The organism is Capillimicrobium parvum (assembly GCF_021172045.1).
GTDB lineage: Bacteria > Actinomycetota > Thermoleophilia > Solirubrobacterales > Solirubrobacteraceae > Capillimicrobium > Capillimicrobium parvum.
Map to the genome: position 1 here is coordinate 1813602 of NZ_CP087164.1, position 15826 is coordinate 1829427.

The following is a 15826-nucleotide window of genomic DNA, read 5'->3' on the forward strand; positions in this document are numbered from 1 at the left end:
GCCGACGGGCCGGGATCCTCGCGCGAAGCACCTGACCATCGCCTGAACGGCCGCGGTCCGAAACGTAGCAAGCTAATCATTAGCGCACTACGGGAGTCCGCGCTATGGTCCGGTGCAATGGAGGCCGATCAGTTCTCCGAGGCCATGGAGAAGTTCTTCCGCGCGATGCGGCGCGCACGCACGCGCTGGAGCGGCGACCTGGAGGCCGGCGGCCTCACCGCCGCGCAGCACATCCTGCTCGTGCCCCTGCTCGACGGGCAGGAGCGCTCCGTGCGCCAGCTGGCCGAGGGGGCCGCGGTCTCGTCGCCCACGGCGACGCGCATGCTCGACGCCCTCGAGCGCGACGGGACGATCGTGCGGCGCCCGTCGCAGACCGACCGGCGCTGCGTGCTCGTCGCGCTCACCGACGCGGGGCGCGAGGCCCTGAAGGCGGGCCGGACGGCCGCGCGGGCGCGGCGGCGGGCGATCTACGACCGGCTCGAGCCGTCCGAGCGCGCCGACGCCGAGCGGATCCTGCGCCGGCTCGCGGTCCTCACCGACGAGACGCCGTAGGCGCTCCCCGCCCTCGCGCGGGGAGCGGCTGTGACGCCGGCTCGCCGTCCCCACCGACGAGACGCCGTAGGCGCGCCCCGCCCTCGCGCCGGAGCCGCTACGACGCCGGCTCGCGCAGCTGGGCCCGGCGGATCTTGCCGCTCGACGTCTTCGGCAGGTCCTCGGCGAAGTCGATGCGCCGGGGGTACTTGTACGGCGCCGTCGTCTGCTTGACGTGGTCCTGCAGCTCGCGCACGAGCTCGTCGCCCGGCGCGTGCCCGTCGCGCAGGACCACGACCGCCCGGACGATCGCGCCGCGCTCCTCGTCGGGCGCCGCGACCACGGCCGCCTCGGCCACGGCGGGATGGGCGACGAGCGCGGACTCGACCTCGAACGGGCCGATGCGGTAGCCCGCCGAGATGATCACGTCGTCGGTGCGGCCCTCGAAGTAGAGGAAGCCGTCCTCGTCGGCGTGGACGCGGTCGCCGGTGCGCCACGGCGCCGTGAGGTCGGGCGGCGGGTCGCCGAGGTAGCCGTTGAAGAACGTCGGGACGGTGCGCGGGTCGGCGACGAGCTCGCCGTCGTCGATCCACAGGCGCATGCCGGGCAGCGGCCGCCCCATCGAACCCGGGCGCACCGCCTCGTCGAGCGGCGTGCCGGTCATCTGGCCGGTCTCCGTCTGCCCGTAGCCGTCGCGGATCCACAGGCCGGTCGCCTCGTGCCAGGCGGCGAGCACCTCGGGGTTCAGCGCCTCGCCGGCGGCGACGGCGCCCCGCAGCTTCGGCAGGCGGCGCAGCGTCGCGCGCTTGGCGATGACGCGGTACTCGGTCGGCGCCATGCACAGCACGTCCACCTGCTCGCGCTCGAGGAGGTCAAGGCGCTCGGCGGGGTCGAAGCGGCCGTCGTGCAGGAGCGCGGCGGCGCCGCGGATCCACGGTGCGACGAACACGTTGCGTGCCGACTTCGACCAGCCGCTGGCGGCGGTGCACCAGACGAGGTCGCCGGGCTGGGCGGCGAGCCAGTGCCCGGCCTGCACGTGCTGGCCGGCGAGATAGCGCTGGGCGTGCACGACGGCCTTGGGCTCGCCCGCCGTGCCGCTCGTGAAGATGATGATCGCCGGGTCGCTCGGCTCCAGCTCGGCGGCGGGGGCGGGGTCGCCCTCGCGCCAGAGCGCGTCGTCTCCGACGAGCAGCACGGGCGTGCCGTCCGCGCCGGCGCCGGCGGCCTCGAGCTCCGCGCGGTTGCGCTCGTCGGCCACGATGGCGGCGGGGGCGGCGATGCCCAGCCGTAGAGCGAGGTCCTTGGCGCGCAGCTGCTCGTTGCAGGGCAGGACCATGGCGCCGAGGCGGAAGCAGGCGACCATCGTCATGACCCACTGCGGCCGGTTGCCGACGAGCGTGAGGACGACGTCGCCGCGGCCGACGCCGTGGCGGGCGAGGGTGCCGGCCAGCCGGGCCGCGCCGTCGGCGACCTCGCCGAAGCGCCACTCGCGGCGGGAGCCGTCGCGGGCGAGCTCGACGAGCGCGAGCCGGTCGGCGGGTGCGGCGTCGACGACGTCACGGGCGAAGTTCATGGGCGCGCAGGGTACGGCGCAGCCCACCGGTGGGCCCGCACGGATTAAATAGCTAGCTAATAATTTGTTAGCATAGCGACTCGTTCGCCAGTCAGGAGCTTCATGCGCAAGTCCGTCGCCGGCGGGATCGATCGTCATGTCTGGCTCGTCGCCGCCGTGGTCGCGATGGGCTCCGTCATGTCGATCCTGGCCGTCACCATCGTCAACGTCGCCCTCGAGCAGCTCAGCGTGCAGCTGCACAGCCCGCTCAACGACATCCAGTGGGTCGCCACCGGCTACCTGCTCGGCATGGGTGCCGTCATCCCCCTCAGCGCATGGGCGGCCAAGCGCGTCGGCACGAAGCGCATGTACCTGATCTCGCTCGGCTTCTTCGTCGCCGCGTCGCTGCTGTGCGCCTTCGCCTGGTCGGCGCCGTCGCTGATCGCGTTCCGCGTCCTGCAGGGCGTCGCCGGCGGCCTGACCCTGCCGCTCGGCCAGATGATGCTCGCGACCGCCGCCGGCCCGCAGCGCATCGGCCGCGTGATGAGCGTCATCGGCGTCCCGATGGTCCTCGGCCCGATGATCGGCCCGATCGTCGGCGGCCTGCTGATCGAGCACCTGAACTGGCACTGGATCTTTGTCATCAACGTCCCCTTCGGCATCGCCGCCCTCGTCGCGGGCTGGCGCCTGCTGCCCGCGTCGGCGCCGGAGCCGGCCGGCCGCCTCGACGTCCGCGGCCTGGTGCTGCTGTGCACCGGCGTGCCGCTGCTCATCTACGGCCTCTCGCGCACGGCGTCGGCGGGCGGCTTCGCCTCCGCGTCGGTGCTCGTGCCCGCGATCGCCGGCGTGCTGCTCGTCGCCGCCTTCGCCATCCACGCGGTGCGGGCGAGCGAGCCGCTGCTCGACATCGGCCTGCTGCGCAACCGCGGCTTCGCGGCCGCCGGCGCGGCGACGTTCGCCGCGGGCGCTGCGCTCTACGGCGCGATGCTGCTCCTGCCCCTCTACTTCCAGACCGTCCGCGGCGAGGACGCGCTGCACGCCGGGCTGCTGCTCATCCCGCAGGGCGTCGGCGCGGCGCTGTCGATGGGCGTGGCCGGCCGTCTCGCGGACCGCATCGGCGGCGGGCGCGTGGCGGTCGCCGGCCTGGCGATCATGGCGCTCGCCACGATCCCGCTGGCCGGCGTCACCGCCGACACCTCCTACTGGCTCATCGGCGCCGTCCTCGTCGTGCGCGGCTTCGGCACCGGCGCGTCGATCATGCCGCTCATGGCCGCCGCGTTCGCGACGCTGCGCACCGAGGACGTCGCGCACGCCACGCCGCAGCTCAACGTGCTGCAGCGCGTCGGCGGCTCGATCGGCACCGCGATCCTCACGGTGGTGCTGACGAACGCGCTCGCCGGCGACGGCTCGCGGACGCCCGAGGCCGCCGCGGCCGCGTTCGGCCACGCGTACTGGTGGGCCGCCGCGGTGACCGCCTTCGCGGTGCTGCCCGCGCTGTACCTCGCCCACGTCGAGCGGCGCGAGCGCGGGCGGCGCGCGGCCCTGCACGCCGTCGACCGCGAGATCCTGCCCGCCGGCCGCGAGCCGCTCGGCGCGGATCGCGAACCGATAGCCGCATAATGGACGCCGTCATGGTTGCCGGGCGCGAAGAGGCCGTCACCGATGCGCGGCGCGCGCTGCGGGAGTTCCTCGCCGCTCAGCGCCGCCTGCGCGGCCGCGAGGCGCAGCGCCAGGGGACGCTCAGCTTCTCGCAGTACGCCGTGCTGCGCGTGCTGGTCGACGGTGAGGAGCACCCGATCGGCGAGCTCGCCGTCGCCGCCGACGTGTCGCCGGCGAGCGCGACGAAGATGATCGACGGGCTCGAGCGGTCCGGCCTCGTCGGCCGGGTGCGCGACTCCGAGGACCGCCGCCGCGTCGGGGTCATGATCACCGCGTCGGGCCGCGCCGCGCTCGCGCGCAAGGACGGCGAGATCCAGGCGGCCTGGCAGCGAGCGCTGGACGACGCCGAGCCCGCCGAGATCGAGGCGATCGCAGCGGCGCTGCGCCACGTCGTGGCGATCTACGAACGCCTCTGAACGGCGCCACCGGACCCGCGGCCGGCGCGGCGTTCGCCGGAGGCCCGGGCCGCGTCGTCCACGGCCCGAGCCCATGTGCTCACGAGGATGAGCCGGACGCGCCCGGGCTGCGCGTGCGCGATCCCGAGCCGGTCGAGCGAGACCGCGTCGAGCGGGTGCCCGTGGCGCTCGCGCCGGAGCCCTTGCGCGAGCTGGCGCTCCCGCTCGACGCGCGCGCCGTGGTGCGCTTGCGCGCCGGGGACGCCGATGCGCGCGCCGCCGGCTTGGCGGCGCTGCGACCTGCGCGCGACGCCGGCTTGGCGGCCGCGGGCTTGCGCTCGCGCGCGGGAACCTCCTCGGTCACGACCGCCTTGGCGAGCTGCGGGATCAGGCGCTCGAGGAACTTCGCCATGCGCTCCTCCTGACGGCGGAACTCGCGCGCCAGCTTCGCCGTGTCGGCGTCGTGCAGGGCCGTCGCGAGCGCCTCGATGCCGGTGTAGGTGGCGATCTCCTCATGCTCGTCGGAGAACTCGGTCTTCGCGTTCTTGAGCATCTTCTCGGCATCGCCCGCACCGCGGATGGCGTGCATCGGGCCCTTCGCCAGCGAGACGGCCTTGTTGGCCGCGGACGCCACGGTGTCGGCCGCCTCGGCGACGACGCCCATCTCCGCCTTGCCCCCGAGCTGCTTGATGCGCCGCTCGAGCCCGCGCGCCTGCGCCTTCGTCTCCTTGAGGTGCTCCTGGAGACGCTTCTTGTACGGCGCCCGCTTCGTCATCTTGATGTGCGCCTGCAGCGCCGTCTCCAGCTCCTTCTCCTTGCCGTACGCCTCGTTGAGGTACTGGATCAGCTTGCGCTCGCGCGCCGTCGGATCGGCCATGGCTCCCCTGTGATGGACGGTGATGTCGTGCGCTTCCTTACCCGTATCCTCTGCGCCTACCACGAATTCGCGAGTGCAGGAGAAACCCATGGCCGTCGCCGTCCCCTTCGAGGAGAAGACCGACGAGCAGAAGGCGATCACCGAGATGGTGCGCCAGTTCGTCGACGAGCAGATCCTCCCCAACGCGGAGCATTACGACCACGAGGACTCCTTCCCGGAGCCGATCGTGGAGCAGATGAAGGAGCTGGGGCTGTTCGGGGTGACCATCCCCGAGGAGTTCGGCGGGATGGGCCTCGACCTCACCACGTACGCGATGATCGTCGAGGAGCTCTCGCGGGGCTGGATCTCGATCTCGGGCGTGATCAACACGCACTTCATCGGGTCCTACCTGCTGATGAAGTTCGGCACCGACGAGCAGAAGCACAAGTACCTGCCCCGGATGGCGACCGGCGAGATCCGCGCGGCCTTCTCGCTGTCGGAGCCGGAGCTCGGCTCCGACGTGCAGGCGATCAAGACGTCGGCCAAGAAGGTCGACGACGACACGTACGAGATCAACGGCCAGAAGATGTGGGTCACGAACGGCCTGCGCTCGGGCCTCGTGTTCACGCTCGTCAAGACCGACCCCGACGCCGAGCCGCGTCACCGCGGGTTCACGTGCTTCATCGCCGAGAAGGAGCCGGGCGAGCCGAACAACCCCGGGCTCACCGTCCCGCCGCAGATCAAGAAGATGGGCTACAAGGGCGTCGAGTCCACGGAGCTCGTCTTCGACGGCTACCGCTGCCCGGCCGAGAACATCCTCGGCGGCGAGAGCGCGGGCCGGGGCCGCGGGTTCTCGCAGATGATGGACGCGCTCGAGGTCGGCCGCGTGAACGTCGCCGCGCGCGGCGTCGGCGTGGCCCAGCGCGCGCTCGAGCTCGCGCTGAAGTACAGCCAGGAGCGCAAGGCGTTCGGCAAGCCGATCGCGCAGCACCAGGCGATCACCTTCAAGCTCGCCGACATGGGCACGCAGACGGAGGCCGCGCGCCTGATGACGATCCGCGCCGCGCGGCTGAAGGACGCGGGGCAGCGCTCGGACATGGAAGCCGGCATGGCGAAGCTCTTCGCGTCCGAGGCCGCGCGCTTCTGCGCCGAGGAGTGCCTGCGCATCCACGGCGGCTACGGCTACTCGAAGGAGTACGAGATCGAGCGGCTCTACCGCGACGCGCCGCTGCTGCTCATCGGCGAGGGCACATCCGAGATCCAGAAGATGGTCATCGGGCGCAAGCTGCTCGAGCGGCACAAGATCTGAGCGACGGGGGCAAGGGCGCCGGAGGGTATGCTCCGGCGCTCGTGTCCTCCGCCGCCGACACCGCCGCCCTCATCACCACCGCGGTGAACCGGCTGCTCGATGAGGTGCCGGCGCTCAAGCCCCTCAAGCTCGTCGTGGGCCTGGACCTGCGCGCGCGGGGGGATACGCAGCAGTACCGCGTCGAGATGCCGGGACCGAAGGTGACGAAGGACATCGCGGCTGACGCGCGCGTTCGCGTCGAGGTTCCGCGCGCGTTCTTCAACGAGATGGCCAAGGACGGGCGCGTCGCCGACTGGCGCGAGGCGTTCATGTACGGCCAGGCGAAGGCCACGGGGCCGACGCAGATCCTGCAGCTCATCGAGCGCGTGGTCGACAAGCAGGAGGAGCGCCAGCGCACCCGCCGCGCGCATCGGCCGTGAGCCCGATGCCCCCCGAGTGGGCGCCGCACGAGCGGACCATCATGGGCTGGCCGTGCCGGGCCGAGCTGTGGGAGGACCGCCTCGAGGAGGCCAAGGAGGAGTACGCGGAGGTCGCCAACGCGATCGCCGCCTTCGAGCCGGTGCTGATGATCGCCCGACCCGGGGACGGGGCGCAGGCGCGGTCGGTGCTGGCCGGGGCGGTCGAGATCTGGGAGGCGCCGATCGACGACTCCTGGCTGCGCGACAGCGGCCCGATCTTCACCGGCGAGCCGGCGGTCTGCTTCGGCTTCAACGCGTGGGGCGGCAAGTTCCCGCCGTGGGACGACGACGCGACGATCGCGCCGCGCGTGTGCGAGCACCTCGGCCGGCCGTACGAGCGCTCACCGATGGTGCTCGAGGGCGGGTCGATCGCGATCGACGACGCGGGCACGCTCATCACCACGGAGCAGTGCCTGCTCAACGCCAACCGCAACCCGTCCTGGACGCGCGCCGAGATCGAGGACGAGCTGACCGCCCGCCTCGGCGTGACGCGCGTCGTGTGGCTCGGGCAGGGGCTCGTGGAGGACCGCGACACCGACGGCCACGTCGACCTCGTCTGCATGCCGACCCCCGGCGGCGACGTGCTGCTGCAGCACGTCGAGGAGGACAACCCGAACTTCGCGGCGATGACCGACAACGCGCACCGCCTGCAGCGGGCAGGCATCGACGTGACGCTGTTCGACGCCATCGCCTACGACGACGACATCGCGATGAGCTACCTCAACGCCTATGTCTGCAACGGAGCGGTGATCGTGCCGCAGGCGGGCGACGCGGATCTCGACGAGCGCGCGCTGGAGATCTACCGGCTGGCGTTCCCCGAGCACGAGCCGATCGGCGTGCCGGGGCTGACGCTCGCGTTCGGCGGCGGCGGCCCGCACTGCATCACCCAGCAGGTGCCGGCGACGGATTGAGCCGGACGGGGCGGGGGCCGGGGCGGGTGCGCTTGGATCCGCTGGCCGCCAACGCACAGAACCTCGTCGAGCGCTTCCTCGCCGACGAGCAGCGCGTGCGCCTGCCACGGCGCTCAGCCTGACTCGGCGCCGCCGCCGACGATGCGCGCGTAGTTCGCGGGGTCGGTGACGCCCTCGGTCAGGACGAGCAGGACGGACGTCTCCGGGCCGGCCCGCAGCGCGGCGCGCGCGCCGGGGTCGGCGAGCAGCGCGCCGGTGGCGCCGGCGGTGCCGCCCGAGACCTCGCCCGCCTCGAGCCCGAGGGCGGCGAGACGGCGCATGCCCGCCTCCGCGACGTCGTCGGTGACGGCGCACAGGACGTCGAAGCCGTCGCGCATCGCCGGCCAGGCGACGAGCGACGGCAGGCCGGCGTTCAGCCCGGCCATGATCGAGGTGTGCGGGCCGGGGACCTCGACGATCTTGCCGGCGGCGATCGACTCGAGGACGCAGGCCGCGCTCTCGGGCTCCACGCCGGCGAGCGTGGCGCCGGCGCCCAGGTGACGCACGGCGGCGGCGGCGAGCGCGCCGACGCCGATCGGGATGACCGCGAGATCGACGCGCGCGCCGCCGGTCTGCTCGTCGACCTCGCGGAAGATCGTCGCGTAGCCCTCGATCACCCAGCGCGGGACGTCCTCGTAGCCGGGCCAGGACGTGTCGGAGAGCACGAGCCGGCGCGGGCTCGCGAGCGTGGCGCTGCGGCGGACGGCGTCGTCGTAGGTGCCGTCGACGACCTCGACGCGGGCGCCCTCGCCGGCGATCGCGTCGATACGCGCCGCGGCGGTGCCGGCGGGGACCAGGATCGTGGCGCCCAGGCCGGCGAGGCGCGCGACGCGGGCGACCGCGCGACCGTGGTTGCCGTCGGTCGCCGCGACGAGCTCCAGGTCCGGGTCGTACGGCGGCTCGCCGAGCAGGCGGCGCGCCGCCCACGACGCGCCGAGGAACTTGAAGGCGGGCAGGCCGAAGCGCTCGCGCTCGAACTTCAGCAGGACGCGGCCGACGCCCCACTCGCCGGCGAGCTGCGGCGCGTCGACGAGCGGCGATGGCGCGTAGCCGTCCAGCGAGCGGTGGAAGCGCAGGGGCGCGTCGTCGTCGCCGGGGCGCAGGGCGGGGTCGCGATGCGGGTTGGCCAGCCAGCGCATCACGCGCACAGCTCGTGGGCGGCGGCGGCGAGGACGGCCGCGCACGTGTCGACGCTGGCCAGGTCGACCCACTCCTCGGCCGCGTGCGCGCCCTCGCCGGCCGGGCCGAGGACGACCGTCGGGATGCCCGCGGCCTGGATGAGGGCGGCGTCCATCCAGTACGTCTCGCCGTAGAGCTCGGGCGCGGCACCGGTGATCCGGTGCGCGGCGCGCGACGTCGCGGCGACGACCGCGGCGCCGGGGTCGACCGCGAACGGCGCGCGCGTCAGGCCGGGCGTTGCGATCGCGCCGTCGACGGCCCGGACGAGCGCGTCGAGCTCGGCCCGCAGGTCGGCCGCGGTCTCGCCGGGGATGGTGCGGCGCTCGAGCGCGAGACGGCAGCGGGCGGGATAGCTCGACCGCTCCTGGCCACCCTCGATGAGCGAGGCGTGCACGGACGGGGCGCCGACGAGCGCGTGCGGCGGCCGCTCGCCCAGGTCGCGCTGGAGCGCGGCGAGCCGGCTCAGCACGGGCGCCATCCGGGTGATCGCGTCGATGCCTTCGCCGGGGCGCGAGCCGTGGGCGGCGCGCCCGGCCGTCTCGACGTCCGCCCACGCGAAGCCCTTGTGCGCGACGCAGACGCGCAGCGCGGTCGGCTCGGTGACGATGGCGGCGTCCGTGCGGACGTGGGCGAGCACCGCCTGCATGCCGATGCTGGCGTGCTCCTCGTCGGCGACCGCGGTGACGACGACGTCGCCCGCGAGCGGCTCCCCGCGCGCCAGTTCGGCTGCGGCGATCAGGCACGCGGCGAGGCCGCCCTTCATGTCGTACGCGCCGCGGCCGTGCAGCCGTCCGTCCTCGACGCGGGGCTGCAGCGGCCGGTCCATCCCGTCGAAGCCGACGGTGTCGAGGTGCGCGTTGAGCATGAGCGACGCCCCGCCGCCGCGGCCGCGGACGGTGCCGACGACGCTCGGCCGGCCCGGCGCCGCCTCGACCACCTCGACGTCGAGGCCGGCGTCGCGCAGCCAGTCCGCGACCAACGCGGCGATCTCGGCCTCGCCCGCCCCGCCCGCGACGAGATCGGGGTTGACCGAGTCGATCGCGACCAGCGCGCTGAGGAGCTGCTCGCCGTTCACCGGCGGCATGCTGCCACCTCGCTCACCCGCGCGCCGCCACCAGCACCACGTTGGCCCTGACGGCGCCGACGACGGGGCCCAGGCCGCCGTGGCGGATGGCGGCGAGCTCATGCCATTTGCCGTCGTCGCCGCAGATCACCGTGTAGCTGCGCACGATGACGACCTTGCCGCCGACGACCTTCGTCTCGGAGAGGGTCTTCTGGTCGCCGGGCTTGCCGCCGCCGAACTCCGGGCACTTGACCTCCGGCGCCGAGCCGGCGTTGTCCTTGGCCTGGGCCTGCTGGACGGCGGGCGCGGCCGCGCCGAAGGCCAGGGCGGCGAGGGCGACGGTGAACACGCGACGGGCGCTCATGATGCGGCCTCCAGGGCGGTCGTCGGGACGGCGGCCAGGACGTGCAGCGGGCCGGTCTCGAGGCGGATGACCTTGACCCAGCGGTTGTTCTTGTCGCAGACGGCGATGACCTTGCCGTTCTCGTCCTGCCACAGCGCGCCGGGCTTGCACTTCTCCTTGACCGGCATGTATTGCGGCTTGGCCTGGGCCAGGCCCGGGCCGGCGGCGCCGGCGGTCAGGCCGAGGAGCGTGGCGCCGACGATCAGTCGGCGCGGGACCTTGTGCATGACGTGTCCTTTCCGGGACGGGGAGATCATGGACCTGATGCTCCGCCCACGCCACGCGGGCGTCTGTCAACCAGGTGACACGGCGAGCGTGCGATCGGCGACGCCCGGCGGAGCGGGATGGGGCTCCGGCACGTCGTCGTTCGCGCTCGAGGTGACGCGCAGGGTCACGCGGTAACGCACCACCCCGCGAAACCCGCCGGCGTGGAAGCGCCGGCGGCCGGTCGCGCGCACGGTCATCGGGCGGCCGCTGTCGAGGCGCGCCCGCGGGAGCCACCGTGTGCGCGGCAGCGCGCCGCTGCGGGCGAGGTCCACGGTCAGCGGGCCGCTGCAGCGCGTCGCCAGCGGCTCGGCGCCCGCGACCACCGTGCTCGCCGCGACCGCGAGGAACGTGATCCGCGCGCGGTCGCCGCGGGTCGTCAGCACGTAGCTGAGCAGCGGCGTGCGCAGCTCGTCGCGGCAGCGCCCGCCGCCGGGCATGAAGACGCTCGCCGCGGTCCGCGCCCGCGTGCTGACGAGCCCGCCGAAGCCGATCGTGCGCCCGTCGAGCGTGAGCTGCGCCCCGCCCGCCCGGGCGCCGGACGGCACGTGGACGCCGACGACGCCGGCGATCCCGCAGCGGCCCGACCGGGCGCACGTGCGCGGGTCGCTGGCGTAGGTGACCTCGATGTCCGCCGACCCCCGGCCGCTCAGCACGCGAAGCGCGGACGGCGCGAGCGGAGTGGGCGGCGCGGGCGGAGCGGGCGGCGCGGCCGCCGCGGCCGGGGCGGCCACCACCGCAGCGCACGCCATGAGGACGGCGGCGATCCCGGCGGCCCGGCGGCTCACCCGTCGCCGTCGCGGTCGCCGTCGACCTCGGCGAGCCGCTGATGCAGCCGCTCGCGCAGCTCGTCGGGCTCGTACTCGCGCTGCGCTCGCTGCCGGCGCCGCGCGACGACCGCGCCGCCGACGGCCACGCCCGCGAGGCCCGCGAGCCCGATCAGCTTCCAGGGGACGCGCATCGGCTCGTAGGGTACGCCGCGTGCTGTCGCTCGACGAAGCCGTCGCCACCGCCGCCACCGGCGACATCTGGCTCTTCCGGGGCCGGACGGTCGCGGACCTCGCCATCCGGACGGTGACGAACAGCCCGGTCAACCACGTCGGCATGGCGGTCGCGATCGACGACCTGCCGCCGCTGCTCTGGCATGCCGAGCTCGGCCGCTCGCTGCCCGACGTCTGGACGGGCGAGCGCCAGCGCGGCGTGCAGCTGCACCGGCTCGCCGACGCGGTCCGCACCTGGGACGAGCGCTACCACCAGCGCGCCTGGGTGCGCCAGCTGCAGGGCACGGTGGCGCGCCATCACGAGGACCGGCTCATGCAGACGATCGACCGCTTCGACGGCCACCCGTTCCCGACCACGGTCTCGCTCGCCGGCCGCTGGCTGCGCGGCCGCTTCCGCCGCCGTCGCGAGGTGTCGCTGGAGACGATCTACTGCGCCGAGCTCGTCGCGAGCAGCTACCAGGCGATGGGCCTGCTGCCCGCCGACCGGCCGGCGAGCTGGTACGACCCCGGCCGCTTCTGGAGCGGCGACCGCATCGAGCTCGTCGCGCCGTTCTCGCTCGGTCCCGAGATCGAGGTGCGCTGACGCCCGCGAGCGCCGCCGAGACCCGAAGAACTTGCGGATGGGTGTACTAGCGTGAGCACCCGATGCGGCTGCTGACCGCCTACGACATCCCGCCCTCGCCCGCGCGCGCCGGCGTCGAGGAGCCCCGTCGCCCGCCGCTGCGCATCGGCGCCGTTCAGCACCGCTGGCATCCCGATCCGGTGCAGCACGAGGCGGCGCTCGCGGAGGGCATCCGCATGGCCGCCGCCGAGGGCGCCACGCTCGTCTGCCTGCAGGAGCTCACGCTCTCGCCGTACTTCGCCATCACCGCGGACGGTCCGCGCGACGCCGCCGAGCCGATCCCCGACGGGGCGACGTCGCGCTTCGCGGCCCGGATGGCCCGCGAGACCGGCGCCCACGTGCACGCCTCGCTGTACGAGCTGGCGCCCGACGACCCCGACGGCCTCGGCTTCAACACCGCGATCGTCATGTCGCCGGACGGGGAGCTCGTCGCGCGCACCCGCAAGCTGCACATCCCGGTCACCGCCGGCTACCACGAGGACAAGTACTTCCGGCCCGGCCCGCCCGGCGACGGGTTTCCGGTCATCGCGCTCGGCGACGCCCGCTTCGGCTTCCCGACGTGCTGGGACCAGTGGTTCCCGGAGCTCGCGCGCGCGTACTCGCTCGGCGGCGCGGAGGTCATCGTCTACCCGACCGCGATCGGCTCCGAGCCCGATCACCCGGACTTCGACACCGAGCCGCTCTGGGAGCGCGTGATCGTCGCCAACGGCATCGCGAACGGCACGTTCATGGTCGCCGTGAACCGGATCGGCACGGAGGCGCCGCTTGAGTTCTACGGCTCGAGCTTCGTCAGCGACCCGTACGGCCGCGTCCTCGTTCAGGCGCCGCGCGACGAGCCGGCGGTGCTCGTCGCCGACCTCGACCTCGACCAGCGCCGCGACTGGCTCGAGCTGTTCCCGTTCCTCACCACGCGCCGCCCCGACGCGTACGGGGCTCTGACCTGACGATGTTCGCCGACGTCCCGCCACCCGCGATCGTGCAGAGCCCGATCCCGTTCAAGGCCAGGCGCAAGAACGAGATGCGCCGCTACGCGCGCCGGCACTACGGCATCGACTCGTTTCGCCTGGAGGGCCCGAAGGTGATCGTCGAGCACATCACCGCCAACAACTCTTACAGCGCGACGTGGAACACGTTCTCGGCCGACGTCGCCGATCCCGAGCTGCACGAGCTCCCGGGCACCTGCGCGCACTTCGTCATCGACCGGGACGGGACGATCCACCAGCTCGTCCCGCTGGGGATCATGTGCCGCCACACGGTGGGCCTGAACTACACGGCGATCGGCATCGAACACGTCGGCACGACCGACGGCCAGGTGATGGACGACCGCCGCCAGCTGCGCGCGTCGCTGCGGCTGACGCGCTGGCTGCAGAGCCGCTTCGGCATCTCGACCGAGAACGTCATCGGGCACGCCGAGTCGCTGTCGAGCCCGTATCACCAGGAGCGCGTCCGGCGCCTGCGCGGCCAGACGCACGGCGACATGAGCGCGAGCACCATGACGCGCTACCGGAAGCTGCTCTCGAAGTAGCTACAGCTTGCGCGCGCGCACCGCCGTGCCGTAGGCGCAGATCTCCGTCCAGGTCGTGCCCAGCTCCGACGTGTCGAACCGGAACGCGACGATCGCGTTGGCGCCCTTGCCCTCGGCCTCCTCGACGAGCCGCTCCGTCGCGTGCGCGCGGCCCTCCGCGAGCATCTTCGTCATGCCCTTCAGCTCACCGCCGACCATTGACTTCAACGACGCGCCGATCTGCGAGCCGACGTTGCGCGAGCGGACGGTGAGACCGAAGACCTCGCCGTAGACCTCCTCGATCTCGTAGCCGGGAAGGTCGTTCATGGTGGAGATGAGCATGGCTCGGGACCCTACCTGTCGAGGCGGAGTCCTACGGGCCGTGCCAGCCGACGTGGCGCAGCGCGTCGCGCACGACGTCCTCGCCGACCGCCGCGACGACCGACAGCACCGCGGTCAGCGCGAGGCACAGCAGCAGCGCGCGGGGCGGGCGGCGCACCAGCACGAACGGCAGGACGAGCCCGACGAGCAGCTCGGCGGTCAGCACGACCCGCGCCGCGCGCCCGTCCCACGTCGTCTCGAGCAGGACCGCCTCGCCGATCATCGGCGCGGCGACCATCGCGGCCCCGAGCGCGCGGGCGCCGTCGCTGCGCCCCGACCGCCACAGCGCGCCCGCCGCGCCGAAGATCGCACCCGCGACCGCCGCGGCGGCCGCCCAGCCGATCGACACCGGCACGGCGTAGCCGAGCGACGCGCGGCCCTCGCTCCAGACCGTGAACGCGTACCAGGCGCCGGTGCCGCCGACGAGGGCGAAGGCGCCCGTCGCCGCGCCGAGATCGCCGCGCCGCGCCAGCGCGCCCAGCAGCCAGGCGACGGCCAGCCACGGCGCGCCGAGCGCGATGACCCACGCGCCCAGGCGGCTCGCCGGCTCGGCGACGGGGCCGGCGAGGGCGATCAGGCCCGAGCCGGCGGCGTACCGGGCGGCGACCCCGAGCCCGAGCGCGGCGACCAGCGCGGCGAGCGCCACGACCGCCACGCGCGAGCCGCGCAGCCGCTCGCCCTCACCATTCATGGCCGACGAAGGCCGGCTCCGGCACCAGCACGACGCCGAAGGCGTCGCGCACCCCGCCGGCGATCTCGCGGGCCAGCGCCACGAGGTCGGCGGCGGACGCCCCGCCGCGGTTGACGAGCGCCAGCGTGTGCTTGCTCGAGATCGCCGCGCGCCCGCGGACCATCCCGCGCTCGAACCCGGCCCGCTGGATGAGCCACGCCGCCGACGTCTTGATCCGGCCGTCGGGCTCGGGGAAGGCCGGCGGCGACTGCGGCGCGGCGCGCCGCCGCAGCTGCGCGAACGCCTCCGCGTCGAGGATGGGGTTGGTGAAGAACGAGCCGGCGCTCACGGAGTCCGGGTCCGCGGCGTCGATGACCATGCCCTTCGCGCGGCGCAGCGCCAGCACCGCCTCGCGGACGTCGCCCAGGGGAGCACGGTCGCCGAGCTCGACGCCCAGCGCCCGTGCGAGCTCCGCGTAGGCGACCGGCTCGCCCTGGTCCGACTCGCGCAGCGCGAACGTGACGCCGAGCACGACGTGGTCCGCGCGGCCCTTGAACGCGCTCGACCGGTAGGCGAAGCCGCACGCGCCGGGCGGTAGATCGGCGACCTCGCCGCTGCGGCGGTCGAGCACCCGGACCGACGCGATCGTCTGGCTGACGTCCTGCCCGTAGGCGCCCACGTTCTGGATGGGCGTCGCGCCCGTCGAGCCGGGGATGCCCGACAGGCACTCGACGCCCGCCAGGCCGCCCCGGACCGCATGGCGCACGACCGCATCCCACTCCTCGCCCGACTCGACCGTCAGCGTCGCGCCGTCGCGCTCGATGCCGCGCGTCTCGATCCGGACGACCGTGCCGTCGAAGCCGGCGTCGGACACGACGACGTTGCTGCCGCCGGCCAGCAGCAGGACGGGCTCGCCGGCGGCGTCGAGCTCGCGCACCGTCGCGACGAGCTCGTCCGCCGTCGCGACGCGCACCAGCCGGCGCGCCGGGCCGCCCAGGCGCAGGGTCGTCAGCGGCGCGAGGCTCACCA

20 protein-coding genes are annotated in these 15826 nt (G+C 74.1%); 9 read left to right on the plus strand and 11 right to left on the minus strand.

From position 1 onward, the window contains the following. The first annotated feature begins 117 nt into the window (after window positions 1–117). Complete coding sequence (locus DSM104329_RS08925; RefSeq protein WP_259315083.1) at window positions 118–552, plus strand: MarR family winged helix-turn-helix transcriptional regulator; 435 nt, start codon at window positions 118–120, stop codon at window positions 550–552. A gap of 97 nt (window positions 553–649) precedes the next feature. Here the strand turns inward: DSM104329_RS08925 and DSM104329_RS08930 are convergent, their stop codons facing one another. Continuing rightward, window positions 650–2104: an acyl-CoA synthetase gene (locus DSM104329_RS08930; protein ID WP_259315084.1), complete on the minus strand. Its 1455-nt coding sequence runs from the start codon at window positions 2102–2104 to the stop codon at window positions 650–652. 102 nt (window positions 2105–2206) lie between these two features. Between DSM104329_RS08930 and DSM104329_RS08935 the strand changes: the two genes are divergently transcribed. Together DSM104329_RS08935 and DSM104329_RS08940 are read left to right on the plus strand one after the other, a co-directional pair. Continuing rightward, entirely contained in the window at window positions 2207–3703 is a 1497-nt protein-coding gene (locus tag DSM104329_RS08935; protein ID WP_259315085.1) for a DHA2 family efflux MFS transporter permease subunit, read from the plus strand. Continuing rightward, on the plus strand, window positions 3703–4158 hold the full coding sequence (locus DSM104329_RS08940; RefSeq protein WP_259315086.1) for a MarR family winged helix-turn-helix transcriptional regulator: 456 nt from the start codon (window positions 3703–3705) through the stop codon (window positions 4156–4158). The genes DSM104329_RS08935 and DSM104329_RS08940 overlap by 1 nt, the downstream gene beginning before the upstream one ends. Window positions 4159–4237: 79 nt before the next feature. Here DSM104329_RS08940 and DSM104329_RS08945 read toward each other — a convergent pair whose 3' ends face one another. Beyond that, a complete protein-coding gene (locus DSM104329_RS08945) occupies window positions 4238–5014 on the minus strand; it encodes a YciE/YciF ferroxidase family protein (RefSeq protein WP_259315087.1) in 777 nt (258 codons plus the stop codon). A gap of 88 nt (window positions 5015–5102) precedes the next feature. Here DSM104329_RS08945 and DSM104329_RS08950 point away from each other — a divergent pair, with 88 nt between their 5' ends. The 3 genes from DSM104329_RS08950 to DSM104329_RS08960 are packed head-to-tail and all read left to right on the plus strand — an operon-like array spanning window position 5103 to window position 7671. Beyond that, window positions 5103–6302 (plus strand): acyl-CoA dehydrogenase family protein, encoded by a 1200-nt coding sequence (locus DSM104329_RS08950; RefSeq protein ID WP_259315088.1) that lies wholly within the window; start codon window positions 5103–5105, stop codon window positions 6300–6302. Between the two features lie 41 nt (window positions 6303–6343). Next, a complete protein-coding gene (locus DSM104329_RS08955; protein ID WP_259315089.1) occupies window positions 6344–6721 on the plus strand; it encodes a hypothetical protein in 378 nt (125 codons plus the stop codon). A 5-nt stretch (window positions 6722–6726) separates the two neighbouring features. Then, window positions 6727–7671 carry an agmatine deiminase family protein gene (locus DSM104329_RS08960; protein WP_259316199.1) on the plus strand — a complete coding sequence of 315 codons (945 nt, stop codon included), beginning with the start codon at window positions 6727–6729 and terminating at the stop codon, window positions 7669–7671. A 113-nt stretch (window positions 7672–7784) separates the two neighbouring features. Here the strand turns inward: DSM104329_RS08960 and DSM104329_RS08965 are convergent, their stop codons facing one another. The 6 genes from DSM104329_RS08965 to DSM104329_RS08990 form a co-directional block, all read right to left on the minus strand. Next, the gene (locus tag DSM104329_RS08965; RefSeq protein ID WP_259315090.1) at window positions 7785–8849 is read right to left on the minus strand and encodes a pyridoxal-phosphate dependent enzyme; all 1065 of its coding nucleotides are present in this window, start codon (window positions 8847–8849) and stop codon (window positions 7785–7787) included. Continuing rightward, window positions 8849–9973, minus strand: a complete 1125-nt coding sequence (locus tag DSM104329_RS08970; protein ID WP_259315091.1) for a M20/M25/M40 family metallo-hydrolase — start codon at window positions 9971–9973, stop codon at window positions 8849–8851. The genes DSM104329_RS08965 and DSM104329_RS08970 overlap by 1 nt, the downstream gene beginning before the upstream one ends. Before the next feature lie 13 nt (window positions 9974–9986). Then, entirely contained in the window at window positions 9987–10316 is a 330-nt protein-coding gene (locus tag DSM104329_RS08975) for a hypothetical protein (protein WP_259315092.1), read from the minus strand. Further along, on the minus strand, window positions 10313–10582 hold the full coding sequence (locus DSM104329_RS08980; RefSeq protein ID WP_259315093.1) for a hypothetical protein: 270 nt from the start codon (window positions 10580–10582) through the stop codon (window positions 10313–10315). The genes DSM104329_RS08975 and DSM104329_RS08980 overlap by 4 nt, the downstream gene beginning before the upstream one ends. Before the next feature lie 66 nt (window positions 10583–10648). After that, a complete protein-coding gene (locus DSM104329_RS08985; RefSeq protein ID WP_259315094.1) occupies window positions 10649–11407 on the minus strand; it encodes a hypothetical protein in 759 nt (252 codons plus the stop codon). Further along, a complete protein-coding gene (locus DSM104329_RS08990; RefSeq protein ID WP_259315095.1) occupies window positions 11404–11580 on the minus strand; it encodes a hypothetical protein in 177 nt (58 codons plus the stop codon). Before DSM104329_RS08990 ends, DSM104329_RS08985 begins: the two co-directional genes overlap by 4 nt. 20 nt (window positions 11581–11600) lie before the next feature. On the opposite strand from DSM104329_RS08990, the gene DSM104329_RS08995 reads away from it, so the two are divergent. The 3 genes from DSM104329_RS08995 to DSM104329_RS09005 all read left to right on the plus strand — a co-directional run bounded on the left by DSM104329_RS08995 (window position 11601) and on the right by DSM104329_RS09005 (window position 13767). After that, window positions 11601–12203, plus strand: coding sequence for a hypothetical protein (locus tag DSM104329_RS08995; protein WP_259315096.1), 603 nt, complete (start codon window positions 11601–11603; stop codon window positions 12201–12203). Between the two features lie 62 nt (window positions 12204–12265). Next, window positions 12266–13186, plus strand: a complete 921-nt coding sequence (locus DSM104329_RS09000) for a nitrilase-related carbon-nitrogen hydrolase (RefSeq protein WP_259315097.1) — start codon at window positions 12266–12268, stop codon at window positions 13184–13186. 2 nt (window positions 13187–13188) lie between these two features. Beyond that, window positions 13189–13767, plus strand: coding sequence for an N-acetylmuramoyl-L-alanine amidase (locus DSM104329_RS09005; protein ID WP_259315098.1), 579 nt, complete (start codon window positions 13189–13191; stop codon window positions 13765–13767). Here DSM104329_RS09005 and DSM104329_RS09010 read toward each other — a convergent pair whose 3' ends face one another. The 3 genes from DSM104329_RS09010 to DSM104329_RS09020 are packed head-to-tail and all read right to left on the minus strand — an operon-like array spanning window position 13768 to window position 15824. Then, window positions 13768–14088 carry a YbjQ family protein gene (locus tag DSM104329_RS09010; RefSeq protein ID WP_259315099.1) on the minus strand — a complete coding sequence of 107 codons (321 nt, stop codon included), beginning with the start codon at window positions 14086–14088 and terminating at the stop codon, window positions 13768–13770. A gap of 31 nt (window positions 14089–14119) precedes the next feature. Next, window positions 14120–14818, minus strand: a complete 699-nt coding sequence (locus DSM104329_RS09015) for a DUF6518 family protein (protein WP_259315100.1) — start codon at window positions 14816–14818, stop codon at window positions 14120–14122. Then, window positions 14808–15824: a UDP-N-acetylmuramate dehydrogenase gene (locus DSM104329_RS09020; protein ID WP_259315101.1), complete on the minus strand. Its 1017-nt coding sequence runs from the start codon at window positions 15822–15824 to the stop codon at window positions 14808–14810. The genes DSM104329_RS09015 and DSM104329_RS09020 overlap by 11 nt, the downstream gene beginning before the upstream one ends. Window positions 15825–15826: the final 2 nt, after the last annotated feature.